This is a genomic window from Amycolatopsis sp. NPDC033938, assembly GCF_055575975.1.
On the sequence record NZ_JBVIRO010000001.1, the window covers coordinates 694283 to 716971 of the forward strand.

Annotated in this window: 23 protein-coding genes; 11 read left to right on the plus strand and 12 right to left on the minus strand. The window is 68.1% G+C overall.

Translation table 11 applies throughout. From position 1 onward, the window contains the following. Positions 1 to 65: 65 nt before the first annotated feature. The 6 genes from ACZ5ZX_RS03360 to ACZ5ZX_RS03385 all read right to left on the minus strand — a co-directional run bounded on the left by ACZ5ZX_RS03360 (position 66) and on the right by ACZ5ZX_RS03385 (position 5503). The gene (locus ACZ5ZX_RS03360; RefSeq protein WP_465500444.1) at positions 66 to 659 is read right to left on the minus strand and encodes a hypothetical protein; all 594 of its coding nucleotides are present in this window, start codon (positions 657 to 659) and stop codon (positions 66 to 68) included. After that, complete coding sequence (locus tag ACZ5ZX_RS03365) at positions 659 to 1375, minus strand: hypothetical protein (protein ID WP_465500445.1); 717 nt, start codon at positions 1373 to 1375, stop codon at positions 659 to 661. Before ACZ5ZX_RS03365 ends, ACZ5ZX_RS03360 begins: the two co-directional genes overlap by 1 nt. Continuing rightward, complete coding sequence (locus ACZ5ZX_RS03370) at positions 1372 to 2862, minus strand: WXG100 family type VII secretion target (protein WP_465500446.1); 1491 nt, start codon at positions 2860 to 2862, stop codon at positions 1372 to 1374. The genes ACZ5ZX_RS03365 and ACZ5ZX_RS03370 overlap by 4 nt, the downstream gene beginning before the upstream one ends. Continuing rightward, complete coding sequence (locus tag ACZ5ZX_RS03375) at positions 2859 to 3344, minus strand: YbaB/EbfC family nucleoid-associated protein (protein ID WP_465500447.1); 486 nt, start codon at positions 3342 to 3344, stop codon at positions 2859 to 2861. The genes ACZ5ZX_RS03370 and ACZ5ZX_RS03375 overlap by 4 nt, the downstream gene beginning before the upstream one ends. Positions 3345 to 3416: 72 nt before the next feature. Next, positions 3417 to 4172 (minus strand): decaprenylphospho-beta-D-erythro-pentofuranosid-2-ulose 2-reductase, encoded by a 756-nt coding sequence (locus ACZ5ZX_RS03380; protein ID WP_465500448.1) that lies wholly within the window; start codon positions 4170 to 4172, stop codon positions 3417 to 3419. After that, the gene (locus ACZ5ZX_RS03385; protein ID WP_465501024.1) at positions 4169 to 5503 is read right to left on the minus strand and encodes an FAD-binding oxidoreductase; all 1335 of its coding nucleotides are present in this window, start codon (positions 5501 to 5503) and stop codon (positions 4169 to 4171) included. Before ACZ5ZX_RS03385 ends, ACZ5ZX_RS03380 begins: the two co-directional genes overlap by 4 nt. 137 nt (positions 5504 to 5640) lie before the next feature. Here ACZ5ZX_RS03385 and ACZ5ZX_RS03390 point away from each other — a divergent pair, with 137 nt between their 5' ends. From ACZ5ZX_RS03390 to ACZ5ZX_RS03400, 3 genes are all read left to right on the plus strand, one after another. Further along, on the plus strand, positions 5641 to 6123 hold the full coding sequence (locus ACZ5ZX_RS03390) for a GtrA family protein (RefSeq protein ID WP_465500449.1): 483 nt from the start codon (positions 5641 to 5643) through the stop codon (positions 6121 to 6123). A gap of 6 nt (positions 6124 to 6129) precedes the next feature. Next, positions 6130 to 8055, plus strand: a complete 1926-nt coding sequence (locus ACZ5ZX_RS03395) for a glycosyltransferase (protein WP_465500450.1) — start codon at positions 6130 to 6132, stop codon at positions 8053 to 8055. A gap of 146 nt (positions 8056 to 8201) precedes the next feature. Further along, positions 8202 to 8840, plus strand: a complete 639-nt coding sequence (locus ACZ5ZX_RS03400) for a gamma carbonic anhydrase family protein (protein WP_465500451.1) — start codon at positions 8202 to 8204, stop codon at positions 8838 to 8840. Here the strand turns inward: ACZ5ZX_RS03400 and ACZ5ZX_RS03405 are convergent. Then, a complete protein-coding gene (locus ACZ5ZX_RS03405) occupies positions 8837 to 9079 on the minus strand; it encodes a hypothetical protein (protein WP_465459447.1) in 243 nt (80 codons plus the stop codon). The genes ACZ5ZX_RS03400 and ACZ5ZX_RS03405 overlap by 4 nt on opposite strands. Before the next feature lie 114 nt (positions 9080 to 9193). Here ACZ5ZX_RS03405 and ACZ5ZX_RS03410 point away from each other — a divergent pair, with 114 nt between their 5' ends. From ACZ5ZX_RS03410 to ACZ5ZX_RS03425, 4 genes are all read left to right on the plus strand, one after another. Next, positions 9194 to 9958, plus strand: a complete 765-nt coding sequence (locus ACZ5ZX_RS03410; RefSeq protein WP_465500452.1) for an ESX secretion-associated protein EspG — start codon at positions 9194 to 9196, stop codon at positions 9956 to 9958. 146 nt (positions 9959 to 10104) lie between these two features. Beyond that, on the plus strand, positions 10105 to 10581 hold the full coding sequence (locus ACZ5ZX_RS03415) for a hypothetical protein (RefSeq protein ID WP_465500453.1): 477 nt from the start codon (positions 10105 to 10107) through the stop codon (positions 10579 to 10581). A 5-nt stretch (positions 10582 to 10586) separates the two neighbouring features. Next, positions 10587 to 11141: a DUF3558 domain-containing protein gene (locus ACZ5ZX_RS03420; protein ID WP_465500454.1), complete on the plus strand. Its 555-nt coding sequence runs from the start codon at positions 10587 to 10589 to the stop codon at positions 11139 to 11141. A gap of 13 nt (positions 11142 to 11154) precedes the next feature. After that, on the plus strand, positions 11155 to 12621 hold the full coding sequence (locus ACZ5ZX_RS03425; RefSeq protein ID WP_465500455.1) for a hypothetical protein: 1467 nt from the start codon (positions 11155 to 11157) through the stop codon (positions 12619 to 12621). An 85-nt stretch (positions 12622 to 12706) separates the two neighbouring features. Here ACZ5ZX_RS03425 and glfT1 read toward each other — a convergent pair whose 3' ends face one another. The 3 genes from glfT1 to wzm are packed head-to-tail and all read right to left on the minus strand — an operon-like array spanning position 12707 to position 15393. Beyond that, entirely contained in the window at positions 12707 to 13615 is a 909-nt protein-coding gene (gene glfT1 / locus ACZ5ZX_RS03430; protein ID WP_465500456.1) for a galactofuranosyltransferase GlfT1, read from the minus strand. Then, positions 13612 to 14436, minus strand: a complete 825-nt coding sequence (gene wzt / locus ACZ5ZX_RS03435) for a galactan export ABC transporter ATP-binding subunit Wzt/RfbE (protein ID WP_465500457.1) — start codon at positions 14434 to 14436, stop codon at positions 13612 to 13614. Before wzt ends, glfT1 begins: the two co-directional genes overlap by 4 nt. Before the next feature lie 3 nt (positions 14437 to 14439). Then, positions 14440 to 15393, minus strand: a complete 954-nt coding sequence (gene wzm / locus ACZ5ZX_RS03440) for a galactan export ABC transporter permease subunit Wzm/RfbD (RefSeq protein WP_465500458.1) — start codon at positions 15391 to 15393, stop codon at positions 14440 to 14442. Between the two features lie 105 nt (positions 15394 to 15498). Here wzm and ACZ5ZX_RS03445 point away from each other — a divergent pair, with 105 nt between their 5' ends. Continuing rightward, positions 15499 to 16746, plus strand: a complete 1248-nt coding sequence (locus ACZ5ZX_RS03445; RefSeq protein WP_465500459.1) for a polysaccharide pyruvyl transferase family protein — start codon at positions 15499 to 15501, stop codon at positions 16744 to 16746. Positions 16747 to 16785: 39 nt separating this feature from the next. Then, a complete protein-coding gene (locus ACZ5ZX_RS03450) occupies positions 16786 to 18066 on the plus strand; it encodes an epoxide hydrolase family protein (RefSeq protein ID WP_465500460.1) in 1281 nt (426 codons plus the stop codon). A gap of 15 nt (positions 18067 to 18081) precedes the next feature. Here ACZ5ZX_RS03450 and ACZ5ZX_RS03455 read toward each other — a convergent pair whose 3' ends face one another. Further along, positions 18082 to 18687: a bacterial proteasome activator family protein gene (locus tag ACZ5ZX_RS03455; protein ID WP_465500461.1), complete on the minus strand. Its 606-nt coding sequence runs from the start codon at positions 18685 to 18687 to the stop codon at positions 18082 to 18084. Between the two features lie 133 nt (positions 18688 to 18820). Here ACZ5ZX_RS03455 and ACZ5ZX_RS03460 point away from each other — a divergent pair, with 133 nt between their 5' ends. After that, positions 18821 to 20020: a cysteine desulfurase-like protein gene (locus tag ACZ5ZX_RS03460; protein ID WP_465500462.1), complete on the plus strand. Its 1200-nt coding sequence runs from the start codon at positions 18821 to 18823 to the stop codon at positions 20018 to 20020. On the opposite strand, the gene ACZ5ZX_RS03465 is transcribed toward ACZ5ZX_RS03460, so the two are convergent. Then, positions 20021 to 20998 (minus strand): NAD(P)H-quinone oxidoreductase, encoded by a 978-nt coding sequence (locus tag ACZ5ZX_RS03465; RefSeq protein WP_465500463.1) that lies wholly within the window; start codon positions 20996 to 20998, stop codon positions 20021 to 20023. An 80-nt stretch (positions 20999 to 21078) separates the two neighbouring features. Between ACZ5ZX_RS03465 and ACZ5ZX_RS03470 the strand changes: the two genes are divergently transcribed. Then, positions 21079 to 22626, plus strand: a complete 1548-nt coding sequence (locus ACZ5ZX_RS03470) for a M28 family metallopeptidase (RefSeq protein WP_465500464.1) — start codon at positions 21079 to 21081, stop codon at positions 22624 to 22626. Positions 22627 to 22689: the final 63 nt, after the last annotated feature.

The window sequence follows — 22689 nt, forward strand, 5'->3', positions numbered from 1 at the left end:
GCACGCATCGGGAGGCTCCTTGCATGCACGCGCAACTACCGCATTCAGCGGACTGAAGGCGGGGGTCAGCGGCGTGAGTCGGCCCGTGCCGCTTTGTCGACCGCCAGCATGTCCCGTTGGTAGACCACGGAACCGTCGGCGAAGACGAACTGCAGCACCGGCCGCGGCGGAAAGCTCCGCCCCAGGTAGAGCGCGGCCACCGAACGCACGACGCTCGACGGCATCTCCTCGAACGTCCGGAACGGCTGGGCGGGGTCTTCGCCCTCCAACATCCGCGCCGGGTAGACCAGCGCCAGCCGCCGGTCGGACAACGTCAGCCGCGCCTCACCCTTGCCTCCGGCGAGATGGTCCGCGATCCGCGCGGCGATCTGGTCCGCCGACCGTGCGACGACCCAGTACGCGATCGTCGGATCGTCGGTCCAGTCGGCTTCGAGAACGCCCGAAGCGGGCAGTGGCCACCGCGGTTTGCCGGTCACCGAAGGGGTTTCCCGCGCCGCCTCGTAGGGCAGCGTGAGCTTGCCGTCCAGCAGCAGCCCGACGTAGCCGTGCGCGGGCGGGCAGCCGATGATCAGGCGTTCGCCGGGCGCGAGCCAGAATTGGTGCAGTTCCCGTTCGACGATCTCGTCGACGGTCTTCGCCATCGGAAGGGTGTTCTCCATCAGCGCACCGTCACCGCGTGGAGCCAGGCGAACTGTCGCGGATCGTCGCAGTCGAACAGGAAATCCATCCCCGATCCATCCATAAAGGACACCCGAAGGCACGGGCGGCGTTTCTTGCCGTGTTCCGCCACCGTGAACCCGCCGATCCGCTCGCGTGGCAGCTCGGCGGCCACGACCATCCGGTGCGTCGCGATCGGGACGCCCTCGGTGTTCTGGCCGTAGGTCTTCGTGGTCATGATCGCGGCGATCTCCTTGCCCGTCTTGACCACGCCCTTGCCGAACCCGATCGCCTTCGACATGAACGACTTCTCGGCGGCCTTCTCCGGCTCCGGCGGCGGGATGAACTTCTCCAGCACCAGCAGCCGCGCGCTGGTCAGCGCCCACAGCCGGGACAGCGAGCCGCTCGTGGACAGCTCACGCACCGCCGCATGCGCCACGCCGCCCTGTTCGCCGAACACGATGACCTGCGGTGACGGCGGATTCGACGCGCCGCCGTCGTCGTCCCCGCCCAGCGCGGCGCTGACCATGTCGCCCGCGAAGTTCGCCGCGCCCGAGCCGAGTTTGCTCAGGACGCTCTTCTTCGGCACCCCCCACGGATCGAGGCCGCGCACGTCGTAGTTCAGCGTCCGGCCGTACGCGGCCCACAGCAGCCGTTCACCCGGGTGCAGCGAAGGCAGGGCCTGCGACGCGGCCCCGAGCGGGTAGCCGAGATTCATTCTTCGATCGTGAACCCTCTGTCGGTCGCCGCGCGGCGCTCTTCCTCGGACGACGAGTCCTGCGACTCGTTGTAGCCCGCCTTGACGCCCTGCTCGACGCCCAGTTCGGCCAGATTACCGGCACTGCCCCGGAAGGCGGCCTTGCCGAGGCTGGTCGTCCCGCTCATGCCCATCGCGCGCAGCCCGGCCTCGGTGAGGTTCGTGGTGAGCGCGTCCGAGCCCTCGCCGCCGACGCCGTAGCGGTTCGCGAACTTGTTGGCGGTCTTGGAGGCCCCGGTCGTGGGGTTCGCCTTCGTGACGATCTTGGCCAGCGGGTTCTTGTCGATCTGGTCGGCGAGCCGCTTCTGCAGCCAGTTGCCGTCGCGCAGCCCTTCGGCCCGCTCGACGACCTTCTTCAAGGGCCCGTTGCGGAGCATCTTCAGGATGTCTTCGAGCTTCTCGATGAGCGGCTTGAGCTTGCCCAGCAGCTGCTTGACCTTCATCCCGAGCCGTCCGCCGGTCACCGCGACCTGACCGGCCGTCGCCGCGCCCGCCGCGCCGACCGACGCGCCCGCCGTGATCCACGAGGCGGCCAGCGCGGCCAGCCACTCGATGATCAGGCCCATCACCAGTTCTTGGATGATGTCGATGACGATTTCGACGAACGCGTCGAACAGGTCGGCGGCGATCTCCAGGATCTGCTGCAGCCCGCGGACGTCGTTCGCGAACGCCTTGGCGCCGCCCGAGAACTCGGTCATCTGGCCGCGGAACGCTTCGCCCGCCTCGCCCTTCCAGGCCTCTTTGGTGCCGTCGGCCCGCTTCTGCTCGTGTTCGGCGACGCCGTCGAGCCACTTCGCCGTCTGTTCCCAGCCCTTGGCGGTGCTGCGCATCTGCTCGGGGTCGCCGATCGCGGGTTCCAGCACGAGTTCGACCAGCGGGCTGATCACGATCCCGATCAGGAAGCCGAGTCCGTTGTCCAAAAAGGACTGACCGGGGCTCGTCACGAGCTGGAGCTGTTCCATCCGCGCGTGCACGGCCGCGATCGCGACGTCCGGCGGGCTGCTCGCCCGGGAGACGTCCGAAGACGTGCTGATCCACGAGCTGCCGTAGCCGCCGTTCTGCTCCCAGAACCCCTTGCGGCCCGAGTCGCCGGCGCTGTTGAGGTCACTGAGGCTGCCGGGGCCGCTACCGCCGTCGTCCAGGCCCGCGCCGAGGCCGGTGATGACCTCGGCGGTGCCCTGGTTGTGGTCGAGGTAGGTCTTCGCCGCGGTGGTGGTCTTGTCGGCGATCTGGTCGAGGAAGGACTTCGCCTGTTCGGCGAGATCCTGGCATTCCTGCAGACCCTCGAAGTACTTGAACGCCATCAGCTCGCCGAGCGGGCCGAAGCAGTCGTCGGAGACCCTGGCCTGTTCGAGCAGGCTCGCGAGGCTGCCGAAGTTCCCCGAAGCCTCTTTGGAGCCCGTCGCGTGCGCGGTGAGCGCTTCCGTCTGTACGCCGAAGCCGGTCAAAACGAGTCCCTCCGCAGGATGGGGCCGCCGAAGTCGTCGTCATCGGCAGGGGCCGGGCGAGCCGGACGCTGGGTACGGACGGGTTGCTGGGCGGCCGGGCCCGCGAGGGATTCCGCGGGCGGGGGAGCGCTCGGCCCGAGCGGTTCGACATGGGCGTTGAACGCCTCTTTGAACTGTTCCGCGCGGTCGCCGAGAATCGGCTGGACGGTCTGCTGCATCGCGGCCGCGGCCTGCTGCGTCGCTTCTCTGATCGCGGTGAGGATCTCTTGCTGAAGCGCGGTATGCGTGCGGTTCATCGCCTTGGGGGACAGCTGGAGTCCCAGCAACGCGCCCGACGGGGCGACGGTCACCGTCACCGAACCGTCGGCGTTGCGCGCGGAACCGCGCAGCCCGGCGATCTTGTCCTTCAGCTCCGCTGCTTTGGCGGCCTGCTCCTGAAACGACCGGATGGCCGCGTCGAGCCTGGCTTCCTGGTCAGCCATCGATTCCTCTCAACCCGGGGACGGAGGGATGTCCGTGCCCGGGTGAGACGAAGGGGGTGACGCGCTCGTTCCCTAGATCGGCAGTTTCCGGAAGATCGGGCGGGGCACATGCCGCAGCGCCGACATGACCAGGCGGAACGGCGCGGGAGCCCACACCAGTTCCTTACCGGCCCGCGAGGCGTTGACGGCGATCTCGGCGACCTGCTCGGCGGTCTGCGCCAGCGGGGCGTCCTTGAGTCCCTCGGTCATCTTGGTCTTCACGTGCCCGGGGCGGACGACGGTGACCTGCACGCCGGAAGGCGCCAGCGCCTCGCCGAGGCCCAGGTAGAAGCCGTCGAAACCGGCCTTCGTGGACCCGTAGACGAAGTTCGACCGGCGGACCCGCTCACCGGCGACCGACGACAGCGCGATGACCTTGCCGTGGCCCTGCTTCTTGAGCTTGTTCGACAGCGCGACCCCGACCGACACCGCGGCCGTGTAGTTCACTGTCGCCGCCTCGACGGCCTTCGCGTGGTCCTGCCACAGCTCTTCCTGGTCACCGAGCAGGCCGAACGCCACGACGGCGACGTCGATGTCGCCACCCTCGAACGCCTTGTCCAGCACTGCCGGGTGCGAGTCCGTGTCCTTGGCGTCGAAGTCCACAGTGGACACTTCGGCGCCCTTGTCCTTCAGGCGCTGAGCGGCGGCGTCGAGCCGAGGCGACCGCCGCCCGGCCAGCACGACCCGGAGGGGCTTCTCGGCCAGGTACTTCTCCGCGATCGCGAGCGCGATGTCGGAGGTGCCGCCGAGCAGCAGCAGGGATTGGGGGTTGCCAACAGCGTCGATCACAGTTCCAACCTTCGGGACATGTCAGAGGCGAAAACGCCTTCGGGGTCAACGGAAGCGCGGACCTTGCGCCATTCCTCGAGCCGGGGGTACATCTTCGCGAAGTTCTCCGCGGAGGTGCGGGAGTCCTTCGCCGTGTACAGACGGCCGCCGAGCGCGAGCACGTCCTCGTCGAGTTCCTGGCAGAACCGGCTCAGGCCGTCCTTGATCGGGAAGTCGAGGCAGATCATCCAGCCGGGGTGCGGGAACGACAGCGGTGCCGCGTTGCCCTCACCCATCCGCTTGAACACGTTGAGGAACGACACGTGCCCGGAGTCGGCGACCTTCTGGATGATCCGGCGCAGCGGCTCGTGCGCGTTCAGCGGCGTGCTGAACTGGTACTGCAGGAAACCCTTGGAGCCGTAGGCGCGGTTCCACTCGCCGAACAGGTCGAGCGGGTGATAGAAGGCGGTCAGGTTCTGGATCTTGTCGACGGCCTTCTTCGGCGTCTTGCGGTAGTAGAGCTCGCCGATGGAACCGAAGGTGAGCTTGTTCGCCAGCCCGTTCGGGAACACGTCGGGCAGCGTCACCAGCTGCGGCGCGTCGAACTTCAGCGGGTCGGCACGCAGCTTCGGGGGCAGTTCGTCGAGTTTCGCCAGCGAACCGCGGCCGAAGGCGGCGCGGCCCAGCTTCGAGCCGGTCGAGATCGTGTCGAACCACGCCGACGAGTAGGTGTAGTCGTCGTCGGAACCGTTGCTGACCAGTTCCAGCGTCTCGTCGAGGTTCGCGGTGCGCTCGAGGTCGGCCTTGAAGTAGGCCGTCTCCGTCTTCGTCATCCGGATCTTGGCGCGGACGATGATGCCGGTCAGGCCGATGCCGGCGACGGTCGCCCAGAACAGCTCCGACTCGGGGCCGTCCGGCGTGATCGTGCGCACCTGCCCGTCGGCGGTGATCAGGTCCATCGACACCACGTGGTTGCCGAAGCTGCCGGCCGAGTGGTGGTTCTTGCCGTGGATGTCGTTCGCGATCGCGCCGCCGATGGTGACCTGGCGGGTGCCCGGCAGCACCGGGACCCACAGGCCGTAGGGCAGGCCCTCGCGCATCAGCTTGTCGAGGCTGACACCCGCGTCGAGGTCGACGATGCCGGAATCCGGGTCGATCGAGTGAATGCGGTCCAGCGCGGTCATGTCGACGACCAGGCCACCGGCGTTCTGCGCCGGGTCGCCGTACGACCGGCCGAGGCCGCGCGCGATGACCCCGCGTGCCCCCGCTTGCGTCACCGCCCGCGCGATGGTTTCCACGTCGGGGGTGCTCAGGACGTCCGCGATGGTCGGCGACGTCCTTGCCCAGCCCATGAGCGACTGCCGCTGTGTCTTGGGTGCTTGGGTCACGCCGACCAGGGTAACCACGCCGAACACTGCCCGGAACGTGACCCTGAAGTGGCCGCTTCTACACTTTGGCCACCAGACCCAGCAGTTTATGAGGTAGAGCAGTGGTGGCGACCGACCCGCAAGCCGGCCCGAAGGCAGCAGCGCCGTCCTCTCCTGGGCTGCTCGGGCAGCTCATCCGCTTCGGCCTCATCGGTGGGTTCTGCGCCCTGGTCGATTTCGGTGTCTACCAGGGGCTGCGTGCCCTCGGCATGGACGCGACGCCGTGGGTGGACATCGCCCGCGCGCTCAGTTTCATCGTCGGCACCACGACCGCCTTCTTCCTGAACCGCAAGTTCACCTTCGCCGGTGGACGCCAGGAGGGCGCACGTCAGATCGGTAGCTTCGTACTCCTGTACGCCGTGACGTTCCTCGTCGCCGTGGGCGTCAACCGGACGATGCTGCACGTCCTGCCGGATTCGGCCTGGAAGGCCACACTCGGTTGGGTCGTGTCGCAGGCAACCGCGACCGTGATCAACTTCGTCATGCTCAAGTGGGTCGTCTTCCGTGAGCCCCGCGCCACCGCCACCAGCACAGAGGAGAACTGAGGATTCATGCCCGGTAAAGCCGCCGTCACCGGAGAGGCCCCGAGCGCCATGGTGAGCACTATCGACGACACCCGCTTCGCGGAACGCACCCCGCAGGGCCGTCTCACCGCGCAGCGAGGGCTCTACGCCGGCCCGGCCCCCATCGTCAGCAAGGACCTCTACGCCGAACTCGAATGGGGCTCCGCCGTGCGCGAACGCGCGGGCATCGCCATCGAGCCGGCGTCGAAGGTGTCCGGCAACACCTACTTCGGGCGCTTCCCCGCGAGCTACTGGCAGCGTTGGACCGACGTGACCGAGGTCGCGGTCGAGGCCGTCGTCACCGGTGACGGGCAGCTGTCCGTCGGCGCTTCCGACATCGAGGGTGACTCGCGTGTCGTCGCCGCCGAGGTCATCACGGGTGCGAAGCAGCAGAAGGTGACGCTGACCGCGAAGCTGGACAAGTTCTACGACGGCGGCGCGCTCTGGCTCGACCTCGAAACCGAGGGTGGCCAGTCGCTGCGCGTCGAGAACGTCCGCTGGACGGTCGAGGCGCCGGAGAAGATCCGTCCGACCGCGGTGACCATCTGCACGATGAACCGCGCCGACGACTGCCTGTCGAACCTGCAGGCGCTCGCCGCCGACGTCTCCTCGCTGGAGACGCTCGACGCGATCTACGTCGCCGACCAGGGCACCGACCTCGTCGAGTCGCGCGAAGGCTTCGAGCAGGTCGCGAAGGACCTCGGCGACAAGCTGCACTACATCAAGCAGCCGAACCTCGGCGGCGCGGGCGGCTTCACCCGCGGCCTGTACGAGGTCGCCGGGCACACCGAGACCGAGCACGCGAACGTCCTGTTCATGGACGACGACGTCCTGCTCGAGCCGGACCTGGTGATCCGGATGACCGCGTTCTCCAACCGCACGGTCAACCCGGTCATCGTCGGCGGCCAGATGCTGAACCTGCTGCACCCGAACCAGCTGCACGTCGGCGCCGAATACGCCCGGCTGAACACGCTGGAGCCCGGCCAGCCGGTGACGCACTCGCTCTCGACCGCCGACCTGCTCGGCGTCGACGAGGAGACCCTCAAGCCGAACCGCCAGGAACGCCGCCTCGACGCCGGGTACAACGGCTGGTGGTCGTGCCTGATCCCGTACGAGGTCGTCAAGGCCACGGGCTACCCGCTGCCGTTCTTCTTCCAGTGGGACGACGCGGAGTACAGCTACCGCGCCCGCGCGCACGGCTTCCCCACGGTCACCCTTCCGGGCGCCGGCGTCTGGCACGCCGACTTCCACTGGAAGGACTGGGACGAGTGGCACCGCTACTTCAACCTGCGGAACTCGATCATCACCGCCGCGCTGCACTCGCCGTTCAACCTGAACCTGCTCTCGCGTGTGCTCATCGCGCAGCTGGTCCGGTACCTGCTCGGCATGCAGTACGGCCTGTCCGCCACGCTGATCAAGGCCGTCGAGGACTTCCTCGAGGGGCCGGAGGTCCTGCGTGACGGCGGCGTCGCCGCGATGAAGGAGATCCGCCGCATCCGCGACGAGTACCCCGAGACCAAGCGGCACAAGGCCACCGACGTCCCGGGCATCGCGTCGAACGACATCGGCATCATCAACAGCGCGCCGCGGCCCAGCATGCAGCGCCTGGTGCTGATCAAGCGGATCCTCGACCGGGTGCTCGGCCGCAGCCGCCACTCGCTCGGCGCGATCCCGATCGACGAGGCCCACTGGTGGCACGTCGCCACCTTCGACACCGCCGTCGTCACCGACGCTTCGCAGGAAGGCGTGCGGGTCCGCTCGTACGACCGCGCGAAGATGTTCGACCTCGCTCGCCGCGGTGCCAAGGTGATCCAGCGGCTCCGCAAGGAAGGCGCCGCGGTGCAGGAGCAGTACAAGCGCGCCATGCCCGAGCTGTCGTCGCGGGACAACTGGAAGCGGCTTTACGAGCTGTAGGACCGCTTCGGCTCCAGAGAGTGCCATGAGGGTCCCCATCGGACGAAATTCGTCCGATGGGGACCCTCATGACGTTGGGGCCCTCGGCGAACGCGATGTCGGAAAACCGCCAGCAGACTCGCGGTCGGCCGGGCGAGTATCCGCTCATGACCGCAGAAGCACCGGGAATCCGGATCCGGCACCGCGGATGTGCACCGCAGGTCCATCCCACCGCCTACGTCGCCCCGACGGCCACGCTCGTCGGTGATGTCCGCGTCGGGCCGAGGGCACGGGTGATGTACGGCGCGGTGCTCGACGCCGAGGGGTCTCGGATCGAGGTCGGTGAAGCGGCGGTGATCTGCGAGAACGCGGTGTTGCGCGGTTCCGCGGTCGCCGGGGATCAGCCGGTGCTTGTCGGCGATCACGTCTTCGTGGGGCCGCATGCCACGTTGCTGGGCTGCGAGGTCGGCAGGTGCGGCTATGTGGCGACCGCCGCGACTGTCCTGCAGTGCGCACGGGTGGGGGCAGGCTCGGTCGTCGCCGTCGGCGCCCTCGTCCACGCGCGCACCGTTTTGCCGGACGAGTACTTCGTGCCGCCGCACACCGTGGCGCTGGACGCGCCGGTGCGGCTGCTGGCACCGGGCGATCCGGGCCTGGCCGAGGCCATCGGGCGGGTGGGCTTCGCGCAGGTGGCGTTCGGCGTCGACACGGAGTGGACCGACCGGATCAGCCGGTACGAGCACATCGCGGAGGTGCGCGTCGCCGAGTTCGGCACGCACACCGGCGATAAGGTCCTGAATCCCTAGTGGAGACCGAAGACCCGCGTCTTGCGGTTCAGGTCGTCGATGTAGGCCGCGGCGACGTGAGAGAAGTTGATCGCCACTTCGGAGTCGTCCTTCGTCTTGACCGTCTGCACCGAACCCGTGCGGACGAAATGCGAAAGGTCCTTGGTCAGCCGTTCGGTTTCGTCCGTCGTGAGCGCGAAGAGCAGCGGCTCCCCACCGGCGACGAGATGGAGTACGAGCGCGGGTTTCTGGTCTGCCATGCACCCATCGCACCAGCCGTGATCACGGCCGGGCAAGCGGGTTCGCTGCGGGCGTACCAGGTGAGTGGACTACGTTCATCCCGACGAACAAGACACCCGCGGGGGGAAAAGGCGATGCCGCATTCGTTCTCGCTGTCGCTGGCGGCGGTGGACATCCTGCTCGAACACGGGCGGCTCGGACCGGCTCCGGTTCCGTTCGAGGTCCCGCACATCGGCACCACGACCGACCAGCGCGCGATGGTGCGCGAGGCCGTCTTCCGTGATCTCGAAGGCCGTGGCCTGATGCGCGGCGGCAGGCTCGACGCCGACGTGGAACTCGCGCTCGCCACGTTCGTCAAGCCGCAGCTCGCCGTATGGGCGGTCGCGCAGATGGACAAGGACAAGCAGCTCTTCGCGAGGGCGGCGACGAACGGCCAGTTCGCGGTCCTCGCACGCCAGGACGAGAACCTGCTCGTGTTCGAAGAGACCAGGCCGACCGCGATCGTCGCGTCGATCGTCGACCTGCTGCCGCTCACCCCGCCCGGTCCCGGCCAGTCCGTCACCATCGCGAAGCCGGTGAGCGCGCCGAAGCGCCCTCGCAACGACGACGCCTACGACCCCTTCGCCGGTGTCAACGGTCCCCGTTCCCACGGGTCGAACCCGCAGCAGCGGCAGGTGGAACGGATGTTCGAGAAGCCGAAGACGCGGGTGGGCCAGTTCAGCGTGTTCATCCGCGGCGGCCAGGTGTTCCCCCCGCTGGCGTGGTTCGACACCGAAGCGGGCCGGTTCATGATGACCTCGCGCCAGGCGGCCGACGGGCAAAGCTGGCTGACCTACGCTCCCGCCGACAACGCGAGGATCGCGCAGCAGCTGTATGCCCAGCTCGAGGGCCAGTTCTGAGCGAGCCGGAACCAGGGTGGCGCCCGTTTCGTCACAGTTTTCGGAGCGGGCTTCGGTGATCGGAGAATCACCGTTGCGCAGAGTGCCCGGCTAGTAGACTGCCGGGCGGTACGCACGGGCGAGAAGACGATGCAGTGGGGCGGGCGATGGCTTTCGAAGCGGACGGCGGACAGGCGGCACCGAATTTCGCGATCGGCTCCGCGATCGGCTCCGCGGCAGGTTATGTCGCGAAGGGCGGGTTGAACGAGGCGGCGGTCGCCAAGGTCAGCGCCGAGACCCAGAAGCTGGTCGCCGCCGCCAAGAACGGCGGCTTCACGATCACCGAGAAGGGCGTGGAACCCCTGCGCAAGGCGCTGGCGGACATGTCCGAGCACCTCGACACGCTCAAGGCGAAGACGGTGCACCTTTCGCAGGCCCCGCAGCTGGGCGGGCATCCGTACGGCAAGGCCGTGGCGGCGCACGACCAGAAGGGCGCCTCCGAGGCGGCCGGATCCGCCGCCGTGGTGCTCGATCAGTTCGCCAAGGTGGTCAAGGACGCCGACGAGGCGCTGGCCAGGGCGGCCGGGCTGTACAAGGGCGTCGAAGACCGCGCGATCGACGCCACCAAGAAGATCCAGGCTTGAGGACGATGAAGAAGCTTTACGCCTTGCCGCTCGCCGCGGCCGCACTGGTACTCGCCGCCTGCTCCAGCGAGAAGCCCGGCACACCGACCGCCGCGCCGACCTCGGCGCCTGGGCAGTCGGCGTCGTCCGCCGCGCCGTCGTCCACCAGCGGCGGGAGCACCGCGTCGCTGGACCCGTGCTCGCTCGTCAGCGCGGCCGACCTGTCCTCGTACGGGACCTTCAAGGCACCGGAGAGCGGGGAAGACGGCGGAGCCCGCACCTGCACCCTCACGAAGGACAAGGCCACCGCCGGCGAGGAATCGCTGACCGTCAGCGTCGGTGTCCGTGACTCGCAGGGGCTCGACAGTGTCAACGACGCGGGCAACGGCAAGACCAACGGCAACGTGCAGGGCCGCAAGGCGGTCCTGGTCCCGACGCCGCCGACGAACTGCCTGATGGCGCTCGAAGCGGGCGCCGGCTCACGGGTGGACGTCGTCACGGTGTCGACCGATCCCGAGAAGGCCTGCGGGATCGCGGAGAAGGTCGCGGACATCGTCGCACCGAAGCTTCCGAAGAGCTAAGGGGGAATCAGGGATGACCACGAAGACACCGAACCTGAGCGAGAAGCAGGTCTCCGACCTTTCGCCCGCGGCACGTGACGCCTACTTTCAGCAGAAGGCGAACGAAGGCGTCGACCCGAGCGACGGCTGGCTCTTCGGCGCCGTCAAGCAGTTCATCGCCACCGGGCAGGCGCATCAGCAGGCGCAGGAGGTCGGCGACAAGAACGTCGATCAGCTGACCAAGAACGGCGATGTCCAGTACGTCGAGGGGCTGGAGCCGTCGAACGCGGATTACCAGGGTTACGACCACGAGAAGCTCAAGCAGTTCGTCAGCAGCGACTTGAACGTCGAGCAGGTCACCCAGGTCTCCACCGCGTACCACGACATCCACAAGGCTTTCGAAAGCTTCGCGACCACGATGACCGAAGCGGTCAACGCGTCGCAGGGCACTTGGGACGGCGAGGCTGCCTCCAGCGCGAAGGGCTACTTCCAGAGCCTCAGCAAGTGGTCCGAGGCGAACTCGCAGAACGCGAAACTCGCGTCCGAGACGATCTACGACCAGGGCACCGCGGCTTCCAACGTGAAGAACGTGATGCCGGAGCCGATCCCGTTCAGCTGGAAGGACGAGGTCGGCGGCTGGATGACGTCGAACCCCTTCAACCTCGGCGAGAACATCGACAAGTCCATCCAGAAGCAGCAGGACAGCCAGGAGGCGCACACCCAGGCCGCCGCCGCCATGCACGAGTACGACAAGTCGTTGTACGAGGCGGCGTCGAAGCAGCCGGTGTTCGCCGAGCCGCCGAAGTTCGGCACCGGCGGCAGTGACGGGACAGGTGACCGCAGCGACATCTACCAGGTGCCTCCCGGGTCGAACCCGCCCGGCTCCAACCCGCCCGGCAACACCTACATCCCGCCCGGCAGCGGCGGTGGTGGGGGTGGAGGCGGCGGTGGTGGCGGCACCGGCATCCCGACGGGCACGGGCCACATCCCCGGACCCGGGTCCACCACGGGCTCCGGCAGCATTCCCTCGGGCACGACGCCTTCGGGCTTCCAGAACACCCCGCCCCCGATCAGCACGCCCGGGCTCAACAACACCATGAACCCGATGCCGATGAGCCCCATGCCGATGTCGCCCATGATGGGCGGCGGGATGGGTGACTCCGAATTCAACAGCCGGACCGGCCGTGGCGGTGGCGGCAGCGGGTTCGGTCCCGGTAGCGGCGCGAGTTCCACGCCCGGTTCGGGTTCCGCCTCCGGCGCGGCCCGCCCCGGTGGGGTCGGAGCGGCCGAAGCGGCGGCCGGTCGCGGTATGGGCGGCCTCGGCGGTGGCGCCGGCGGCCGTGGCGGCCCGGGGATGGGCGGCGGCATGGGCGGTCGCGGACAGAACGCCGAGGGGGACGAGGACACCGAGCACCAGCGTCCGACGTACCTCGTCGAGGGCGACCCGGACGAGGTCTTCGGGACCGACATGCGGACCGCGCCGCCGGTCATCGGCGAGTAGGCGGCTCAGCCGGAAATGCCATGAAAGGTCCTTTCCTTGCAAAATTTGCGAGGAAAGGACCTTTCATGGCGTTTGAAGCCCGGTCTCAGTAGCGGAAGAACTTCTCCTTGCGGCCCTGGCGCACCAGTTTGAGCCACTGCAGGAACGCCTTCGGATCCCGCTTCACGCCGATGAAGTACAGCCCGAACCGCGCCACTTCGAGCGCGCCGATCTTGCGCATTCCCGGCTGCGAGAGCAGATACCCGCGGTTGCGGTAGGTGTAGTAGCGCTTGACCTCGTTCTCCGGGTCCTGCGCGTGGAACCGGCCGCCCAGCATCGGCTTGAACTCGTCCGAGCCGTCCGGGTGCAGGTACGCGGTCTTGAGCGAGGTGCCGAACGGCAGCCCCGAGCGCACCAGGCGCCGGTGCAGCTCGACCTCGTCGCCGCGGAAGAACAGCCGCAGATCCGGCACGCCGACGACGTCCAAAGTGGACGCACGGAACAACGCGCCGTTCATCAGCGAGGCGATACCGGGCAGGAAGTCGACGCCCAGTTCCGAAGACGAACGCTTCCAGGTCAGCCCGCGCCGCAACGGGAACGCGAGTTTCTCCGGTGAGTCGATGTTCGTGACCACCGGGGAGATCTCGGCCAGATCCCGTTTTTCGGCCTCTTCCAACAGGATCGCGAGGACGTTCTCGTCGGCGGGGCGGCCGTCGTCGTCGGCCAGCCAGATCCAGTCCGCGCCCAGCGACAGCGCGTGCAGCATGCCGAGCGCGAACCCGCCCGCCCCACCGAGGTTGCGGTGCGAGGGCAGGTAGGTGAAGGGAAGCGGGTAGTTCTCGACGATGTCGCGCGCCGACTGGTCCGGCCCGTTGTCGACCACGACCAGGTGGTCGACCGGCCGGGTCTGGGTGGCGATGACCTTCAGCGATTCCGCGAGCAGCTCCCGCCGATGGCGCGTGACGACGACGCCGACGACGGCGCCTTCGGGCAACTGCCGGGTCTCGCTGGTCATCCTTGACCGCCGTTCGTCGTCGCAATCGGCTCGGGCTCGACGCCGAATCGCTCCAGCGTCTCCTGGCTCATGTTCTCGAACGGGTCGCGACCCTTGTAGCCGGTGAGTACCTCGCGCAGCGAACCGCGCTGCTTCACGTGCCCCTCGTCCATCCAGATGGCGGAATCGCAGAGCTCGAAGAGGAACTCGTCCGAGTGGCTGGCGAACACCAGGATGCCCGAACGCTTCACCAGGGCCTTGAGCCGATCCCTCGCCTTGTTGAGGAACGCCGCGTCGACCGCGCCGATACCCTCGTCGAGGATCAGGATCTCCGGGTCGATCGAGGTGACCACGCCCAGTGCGAGGCGCACGCGCATACCGGTCGAGTAGGTCCGCAGCGGCATCTGCAGGTAGTCGCCGAGTTCGGTGAACTCCGCGATGTCGTCGACGCGGGCTTCCATCTGCTTCGCGGTCATCCCGAGGAACAGGCCGCGGATGATGATGTTCTCGAGCCCGGAGATCTCCGGGTCCATGCCGATGCCGAGGTCGAAGACCGGTGCGATCTTGCCGGAGATCTTCGCCGAACCGCGGGTGGGCTCGTAGATGCCGGACAGCAGCCGCAGCAGCGTCGACTTCCCGGCGCCGTTGTGGCCGACGAGGCCGACCCGGTCGCCTTCCCGCAGCTGGAGCGTCACGTCGTGGAGGGCTTCGATGATCGGCACCTTGGTTTCGGTGCCGATCTTGCCGCCGACCTTGCCCAGCACCTTCTTCTTCATGGAGCGGGTCTTCGCGTCGAAAATGGGAAAGTCGACGTAGGCGTTGTGCACATCAATGCTGACCATCTGTCACACCCAATAAGAGACGCGGGAACGGTAATTACGCATCGCGACCAGCGCGAGGATCCAGCCGACGACGGTGAAGCCGAGCACCACGTACCAGCTGTTGATGCTGACTTGCTGTCCGATCAGCGGTGCGCGCACGATCTGGATGAAGTGGAACAACGGGTTCCCGTGGACGAACGGCAGTGCCCACGAGGAGTCGACCCGCGCGCCGCCCGCCATGAGCTGGTCGATCGGCCACACGATCGGCGTCAGGTAGAACAGCAGCTGGATGATCGAGCTGATCACCTGCGGGATGTCGCGGTAGCGCGTCGAAATGATGCCCAGCAGCAGGGTGACCCAACCGGCGTTCAAGGCGAGCATGAAGAAGCCGGGGATCGCGGTGAGCGAGTACCAGCCGATGCCGGGGTGGCAGATGCCGGAATAGCCCGGATCGCAGTTGCCGGTGTTCAGCGAGTAGTCGTGGTTGAGCGAGGTGAAGAAGATCGCGATGACGATCACGTAGACGATCAGGTTGTGCACCAGCATCAGGGTCTGGCGCCATACCGTGCGCAGTACGTACACCGAAAGTGGCGCGGGGAGCTGTTTGATCAGCCCCTCGTTGGAGATGAAGGTCTCCATGCCCTCGGACAGACAGCCGCTGATGAAGCCCCAGATGATGAAGCCGGTGCTGATGTAGGGCAGGAACGTCGCCGTCGGCATGTGGAACAACTGCGAGTACAGGAGTCCGAGGCCGAGCGCGATGACACCCTGGCTGATGGTGATCCAGAACGGGCCGATCACCGAGCGGCGATAGCGCTGCTTGATGTCCTGCCAGCCGAGGTGTCCCCACAGCTCTTTGGCGGCGAAACCGGTCTTGATGTCGGCGAACGCGCGCGAAAAGGTCTTGCTGTCCGAAATCGGCGGAACCGAGGTCGGCGCAGCACCGTCGGCGGCGTGAACCGTGCTGGTGGCATGCACGGGAACGAGGGTACCGATGGAGCGTACGGTGCCTGGGCCACCCCGGGCGGACGAGGTTTCGTGCGCCCGCTCCGGTAACGGTGTGTGCGGCGTTACGATGCACGAATGCCGGTCCCCGACAGTACGGCTCCGGTCTCGGAGCCTGCCCGGCGCGCGTTGTACTACCTCGTCGCGCCGGTCGGTCACCCCAATTACGGTGACGAGCTCATTGCCGCGAGTTGGCTCCGGCATCTGGCTGAAGTGGCTCCGGACGCGGATGTGTGGGTGGACACCCACTCGCCCGGTCCGGCCGCCGTGCTGCTCGACGGGCTGCATCCGCGCGCGAAGTTCACCGACACCCTTTGGCGGCTCTGCTGGGAGGTCGCTTCCGAGGATCCTTGGCAGGCCGCCGCGTGGGTCCGGGAGGCCATCCACAACCCCGGGATGATGCCGAGGCTGCACCATGGCATCGAGCTGCTGGCCGAGGTGGACGTCGTCCATGTCGTCGGCGGTGGCTACATCAACAAGCTCTGGCCGAAACAGATCGGTCTTCTGGCGGGCGCCGCCGCGGCCGTCGAGCGGTCCGGCGGCCGGGCGGCCATGACGGGGCAGGGCCTGCTGCCCGCCTGCGACGACGTCGCGCCGTTGCTGCGCGCGCTGGCCGACCGGTTCGAGATCGTGGAAGTCCGTGACGACGCCTCGGCGGAGCTGCTGGACGTGCCGGTGGGGCTCGACGACGCCTTCATCGGCATCGGCCCGCACCTCTACGAGGCCACCGAAGACGTCCCCGAGGTCATGCTCTGCCTCCAGTCCGACCTCGTCGAGGTGGGGATCGGCAAGCTGGCGGGAGCGGTGCTCTCGATGCTGCGCTCGTGGAAGATCCCGCCGGAGAAGGTCGGCGTCGTCGAAGGGGTCCCTCGCGTCGACCGTGAGGTGTTCGCACTTCTCGAGCGAGAACTGCCCGGCGCCCGGTTTTACCCGTTTTCGCACATCTGGACCCACGGGCTCCCGGTCGCGCCCCACCAGACCTGGATCTCCACCAGGTTCCACCTGCACATGCTGGCGTCCGCCGCGGGCGCGTCGGGGGTCGCGGTGTCGATCCATCCCGACTACTACGCGACGAAACACCGTTCCCTGGCCGCGCTCGGCTCCAACTGGACCCTGCTGGAAGACCTGAGCCAGGTGCCGGATCGCCCGGAGGCGGGCGGTTACGCACCCGAGGTGCTCGCGAACTTCAAAAAGGCGAAGGTGGAGCTGGCGAAGTCCATCTACGCCCCCGTGATCCGCCCCGAGCCGGAGCCCGAGCCACCCGCGGAGGAACCGCCGGTGGCGCCTCCACGACGTCGGCGATGGTCTCGAATCATCCGAGGTTGAGGACCGTAGCCGTCCTCGATCCTGCCTAGCGTCGGCTTCATGACCGAAGACGTCACGCCGTTCAAGATCGCCGTCCCCCAGCGAGACCTCGACGACCTCGCCGCCCGCCTGGCGAACACCCGCTGGCCCGACGAGCTCGACGGGGTGGGCTGGGGCCTCGGCACACCGCTCGGGTACCTCCAGGAACTCGTCGAGTACTGGCGGCTCCGCTACGACTGGCGGACGCACGAGGAGCGCCTCAACGGCTTCCCTGGCTTCATGACGAACATCGACGGCGCGAACATCCACTTCCTGCACGCCCGGTCACCCGAGCCGGACGCGATCCCGCTGGTGCTCACCCACGGCTGGCCGGGGTCCATTGTGGAGTTCCTCGACGTCATCGGGCCGCTGTCCGATCCGCGCGCGTACGGCGGCGACGCCGAGGACGCGTTCCACATCGTCGTGCCGTCGCTGCCGGGGTTCGGCTTCTCCGGGCCCACGACCGAGGCGGGCTGGGGTTCCGGCCGGACAGCGGACGCCTGGGCGGTGCTGATGTCGAGGCTCGGGTACGAGCGCTTCGGGCTGCACGGCGGTGACTGGGGCGCGCTCGTTTCGCGTCAGGTGGGCGTCCGGTGCCCGGAGCGGGTGATCGGCACGCATCTGACGATGCTGCCGCACGCGGTGCCGTCGTCGGAGGCCGATCTCGAAGGGCTCACCGGCGCCGAACTCGCGCGAGGTGAGGCGGCACTGGCGCGCGGACGGGAGTTCCGGTCCGGCGAGCTGGGCTACGCGATGATCCAGGGGACCAAGCCGCAAACGCTTGCCTACGGGCTCACCGACTCACCCGCCGGGCAGCTCGGGTGGCTGGTGGAGAAGTTCAAGTCCTATTCGGACTCACGTGACGTTCCCGAAGACGCGATCGACCGCGACGATCTGCTGACCAACGTGATGCTCTACTGGCTCACCGGCACCGCGAACTCGTCTTCGCGGATCTACGCCACGCTGGGTGGGGCCTGGGGCGAGGAACCGCCGAGGTCCACTGTGCCCACCGGGGTCGCCGTGTTCCCGAAGGACACCGGCCTCCCGATACGGCATCTCGCCGAGCGGACCGACAACATCGTGCACTGGTCCACTCTGGACCGCGGCGGGCACTTCCCGGGGCTGGAGGTGCCGGACCTGCTCATCGGGGACCTGCGCACCTTCTTCCGCGCCGCCGTGGCGACTGGTGTTGCTACTGAGGTCGGTGATGACCTTCACGGCCTCCTTGGCACTCCCGCCCCCCAGCGCGCGCTAGGAAAGGACCTTTCCTCGCAAAATTTGCCAGGAAAGGACCTTTCCTAGCGCGCCGGTGAGGTGTCAGAGGTACTGGCCGGGCCCGTGTGCCTCGCCGCCACCTGCCCCGTGCCCGCCAAGGGCGCCGCCGGCCGAAGGCCCGGCCGGGAGCCCGCGGCGCATCTGCTCCAGCTGCACCCGCGCGGCCATCTGCTGCGCGAACAGCGCGGTCTGGATGCCGCTGAACAGCCCTTCCAGCCAGCCGACCAGCTGAGCCTGCGCGATCCGCAGTTCGGCGTCCGACGGCGTCGAGTTTTCGGTGAAGGGCCGGACCAGCCGCTCCAGCTCGTCCTGCAGTTCCGGCGCCAGAGCCTGCTCCAGCTCGCGGATCGAGGTCTGGTGGATCTCGCGCACCCGCGTGCGGCTGGCGTCGTCCAGCGGCGCGGCGCGGACCTCCTCCAGCAGCTGCTTGATCATCGTGCCGATCCGCATCACCTTGGCGGGTTCTTCGACGAGGTCGCCGAGCGACTCCTCGCCGCCGCCCTCGCCCTGCTCTCCGGAAGAGGCGAGGCGCGCGGTGCCGACCGGAGTGCCGTCGGGACCGACGACCACCACGTGGGGTGAGGACTCTCCGCCGCCGTCACCGGGGGTGGTCGATTCGCGGAAATCAGGGTCGGTCATGTGCTCCATCCTGGCTTACGTCGGGCGCGAAGCGCAGCGTGGTTTCGGCGCCGTCTCCGAGCGTAGCGGGAATCGTCGCGCCCCGTGGTCAGGCACCCAACCCCGGGTAAAACGCCAAACCGCACGTCCGTACGGTGTCCCCATGGCGTTCGACGTCGCTCGTATCCGTGGGTTGTTTCCCGCGCTGGGTGACGGCTGGATTCACTTCGACGGCGCCGCCGGAATGCTCGTACCTGAACAGGTCGCTTCGGCCGTATCCACGGCCATGCGCGCTCCGGTGTCCGGACCGGGCGGAGCGTTTCCGGCCTCCCAGCGTGCGGAAAGCATTGTCACGGCCGCTCGCCGGGCGGTCGCCGACCTCGTCGGCGCCGACCCGGCCGGAGTCGTGCTCGGGCCCAACGCGCCCGATCTCATCCGTCGGCTCGTCGACGCGATGGCCGACCGCTGGACGATCGGCGACGAGGTCGTCGTCTCCCGGCTCGACGAAGAGGCCAACCTCGCGCCGTGGCGCCGCGCCGCCAAACGCGTCGGCGCGGTCGTGCGCTGGGGCGAGATCGACATCGAGACCTGCGAGCTGCCCGCGTGGCAGTACGAGAACCTCGTCTCCGCGCGCACCAAGGCCGTCGCGGTCACCCTGGCGTCCGGTTCGGTCGGCACCCGGCCCGACGTCCCGACGGTGATCGAATTCGCCAAACGCGTCGGCGCGCTGGTCGTCGTCGACGCGACGTACGCGGCGCCGTTCGTGCCGCTGGACCTCAACGCGCTCGGCGCCGACGTGATGGTGGTTTCGGCGCAGGCCTGGGGCGGGCCGTCGGTGGGGGCGCTGGTCTTCCGCGACCCCGAACTGCTCGAACGCCTGCCGTCGGTCTCGCTCGACCCGGCCGCGCGCGGTCCGGCCCGGATGGAGCTCGGACCGCACGCGTATCCGTTGCTGGCGGGCCTGATCGCGTCGATCGACTATCTGGCCGGGTTGGACGACGCCGCGATGGGCTCGCGGCGCGAGCGGCTGGTGACGTCGCTGGGCTCGGCGAAGTCGTACCACGCGGGACTTCTGGCGCAACTGTCCACGGAGCTGCGTTCTCTGCGGCACGTCATGGTCATCGGCGACGCCATGCGCCGGATCCCCGCGCTGGCCTTCGCCGTCGCGGGCAAGAAGGCGCCCGAGGTCGCGGAATACCTGGCGTCCCAAGGGCTCTGCGCCTTCGCCGACGACGGCACCAATGGCGTCTTCGGATCGCTGGGCGCCGCCGAAGTCGGCGGCGCCGTGCGGATCGGCCTCGCGCACTACTCGAACGTCTTCGAGGTCAATCAGCTCATCCGGGTGCTGGAAGAGATCCGCTAGCTAAGACTTCGCGGCCAACAGAACCTTGCCGAATACCGTGCCGTCTTCGAGCGCGCGGTGCGCGGACGACGCTTCGGCCATCGGCACGACCTGTCCGACGATCGGCTTCACCGACCCCTGCTCCACCAGCGGCCACAGCCGTTCGCGGACGTCGGCGACGATCGCCGCCTTCTGCTCCAGCGGCCGCGCCCGCAGGCCCGCGCCGTAGAGGCTGCAGCGTTTGCCCAGCAGCTTGCCGATGTTGAGCTCACCCTTGACGCCGCCCTGCATGCCGATGATCACCAGCCTGCCGTCCGTGGTCAGCGCGTCGACGTTGCGGTCGAGGTACTTGGCGCCCATGTTGTCGAGAATGACGTTCGCGCCGCCGGTCTCGGCACGCAGGACCTCGACGAAATCCTGCTCCTTGTAGTTGATCGCGATGTCGGCGCCGAGCTGGCGGCAGCTCTCCAGCCGCTCCTGGGATCCGGCGGTCACCGCGACCGTCGCGCCGAGTGCCTTGGCGACCTGGATCGCGTGCGTGCCGATGCCGCCCGCGCCGCCGTGGACGAGCAGGACCTCGCCTTCGGACAATTTGGCGTGCATCACCACATTCGCCCAAACCGTGCACGCGACTTCGGGCAGTCCGGCGGCCGCGAGCAATTCGACTTCGGCGGGAAGCGGAAGCAGTTGTCCGGCCGGGACGGCGACCTTTTGCCCATAGCCGCCACCGGCGAGCAAAGCACAAACCTCGTCCCCGATTCGCCATCCTTCGACGCCTTCGCCGATTTCGGCGATCGTGCCCGAACATTCCAGTCCGAGAATTTCGCTGGCACCCGGCGGGGGAGGGTAGTGGCCCTGGCGTTGCAGCAGGTCAGCGCGGTTGACCGCACTCGCGGCGACCTCGATGACCACTTCGCCTTCGCCCGCTACCGGATCAGGCACTTCGGTCCATTCGAGAACGTCGGGATCGCCGGGCTCACGGATGGTGATCGCATACATACAAACGACCCTATCCCGGTGTCGTAAAGTCCGCCGAACGTCGGTTGACCTGTGGCACAAACCACACAAAGGTGACGCTCATGTCATATTCGCGAAGAAGCATTGTTCCCTCGATCGTGGTGATGGCCACCGCCGCGCTCACGGTCGGGATGGCTCCCTCCGCCACCGCCGTCACCGGGATCGACGGACCCGCGCTGGCCAAGCAGCTCGTCACGAAGGTCGACGTGAACAACGTCAACCGGCATCTGATCGCGCTGCAGCGGATCTCGGACGCGAACGGCGGCCGTCGCGCCGCCAGCACCGAGGGCCACAAGCGGTCCGCGGAGTACGTCGCCACGAAGCTGGAGCAGGCCGGGTACACCGTCACCCGGCAGGAATTCCCCTTCACCTACGCGGAAACCCTCGCCGAGAAGCTGACGGTCGCGGGCGCCGACGTCCCGATCATCATCATGTCCTACAGCCCGTCGACGCCCACGGGCGGAATCACCGCCCCGCTCGCGGTGGTCCCGGTCGACGACACCAGCGGCTGCGAGGCGGCCGACTACGCCGGCGGGGTCACCGGCAAGATCGCGCTGATCCAGCGCGGCGGCTGCTCCTTCGCGCAGAAGCAGGCGACAGCCGCCGAGGCCGGCGCCGTCGGCGCGATCATCTACAACAACGTCCCCGGCCCGGTCAACGGCACCCTGGGCGACCCGGCCGCGGGCAAGATCCCGACCGGTGGCATCACCCAGGCCGATGGCCAGGCGCTCGCCGCCAAGAACGGCGCCTCGGTCACCCTCGACCTGCGTGCCTTCCAGGAGGCGCGGACCAGCTACAACGTCATCGCCGAGACCAAGACCGGGCGCAAGGACAACGTCGTGATGCTCGGTTCCCACCTCGACAGCGTCACCGAGGGCCCCGGCATCAACGACAACGGCACCGGTTCCGCCGCGCTGCTGGAAACCGCGCTCCAGCTGGGCAGCAAGCCCAAGGTCAACAACGCCGTCCGCTTCGGCTGGTGGAGCGCCGAGGAGTTCGGGCTCGTCGGCTCGACCCACTACGTCAACTCGCTGAGCTTCGAGCAGCAGCTCGACATCGCGCTGTACTTCAACTACGACATGATCGGCTCGCCGAACGCGGCGTACTTCGCCTACGACGGTGACAACTCCGACGGTGTCGGCGCGGGTGCGGGCCCGTACGGTTCCGCGCAGCTCGAGAAGACCCTGGTGGACTACCTCGAGAAGGGCAAGGGCGTCCCGGTCGAGGGCACGGACTTCACCGGTCGTTCGGACTACGGCCGGTTCATCGCCGTCGGCATCCCGGCGGGTGGCCTGTTCACCGGCGCCGAAGGCGTGAAGACCGCGGCTCAGGCGGCGAAGTGGGGCGGTAGCGCCGACGTTCCTTACGACAAGTGCTACCACCAGGCCTGCGACAACCTCGGCAACGTCGACCGCGTCGCGCTCGAGCGCAACTCGGACGCCGTCGCCTGGGCGCTGGGTGTGTACGCGATCAGCACCGAGAACATCAACGGTGTCCCGGGTGGCACGGCCGCGAAGCCGACCGCCGTTCGCGCGGCCGAGCGGTCCGCGCAGCGGAGCATGACGGCTTCGGTGCAGGCTGACGACCACCACGGCACAGTCGCCGCGTAGTAGCTCTCTCAAGTGCCAGGAAAGGACCTTTCCTCGCAAAATTTGCGAGGAAAGGTCCTTTCC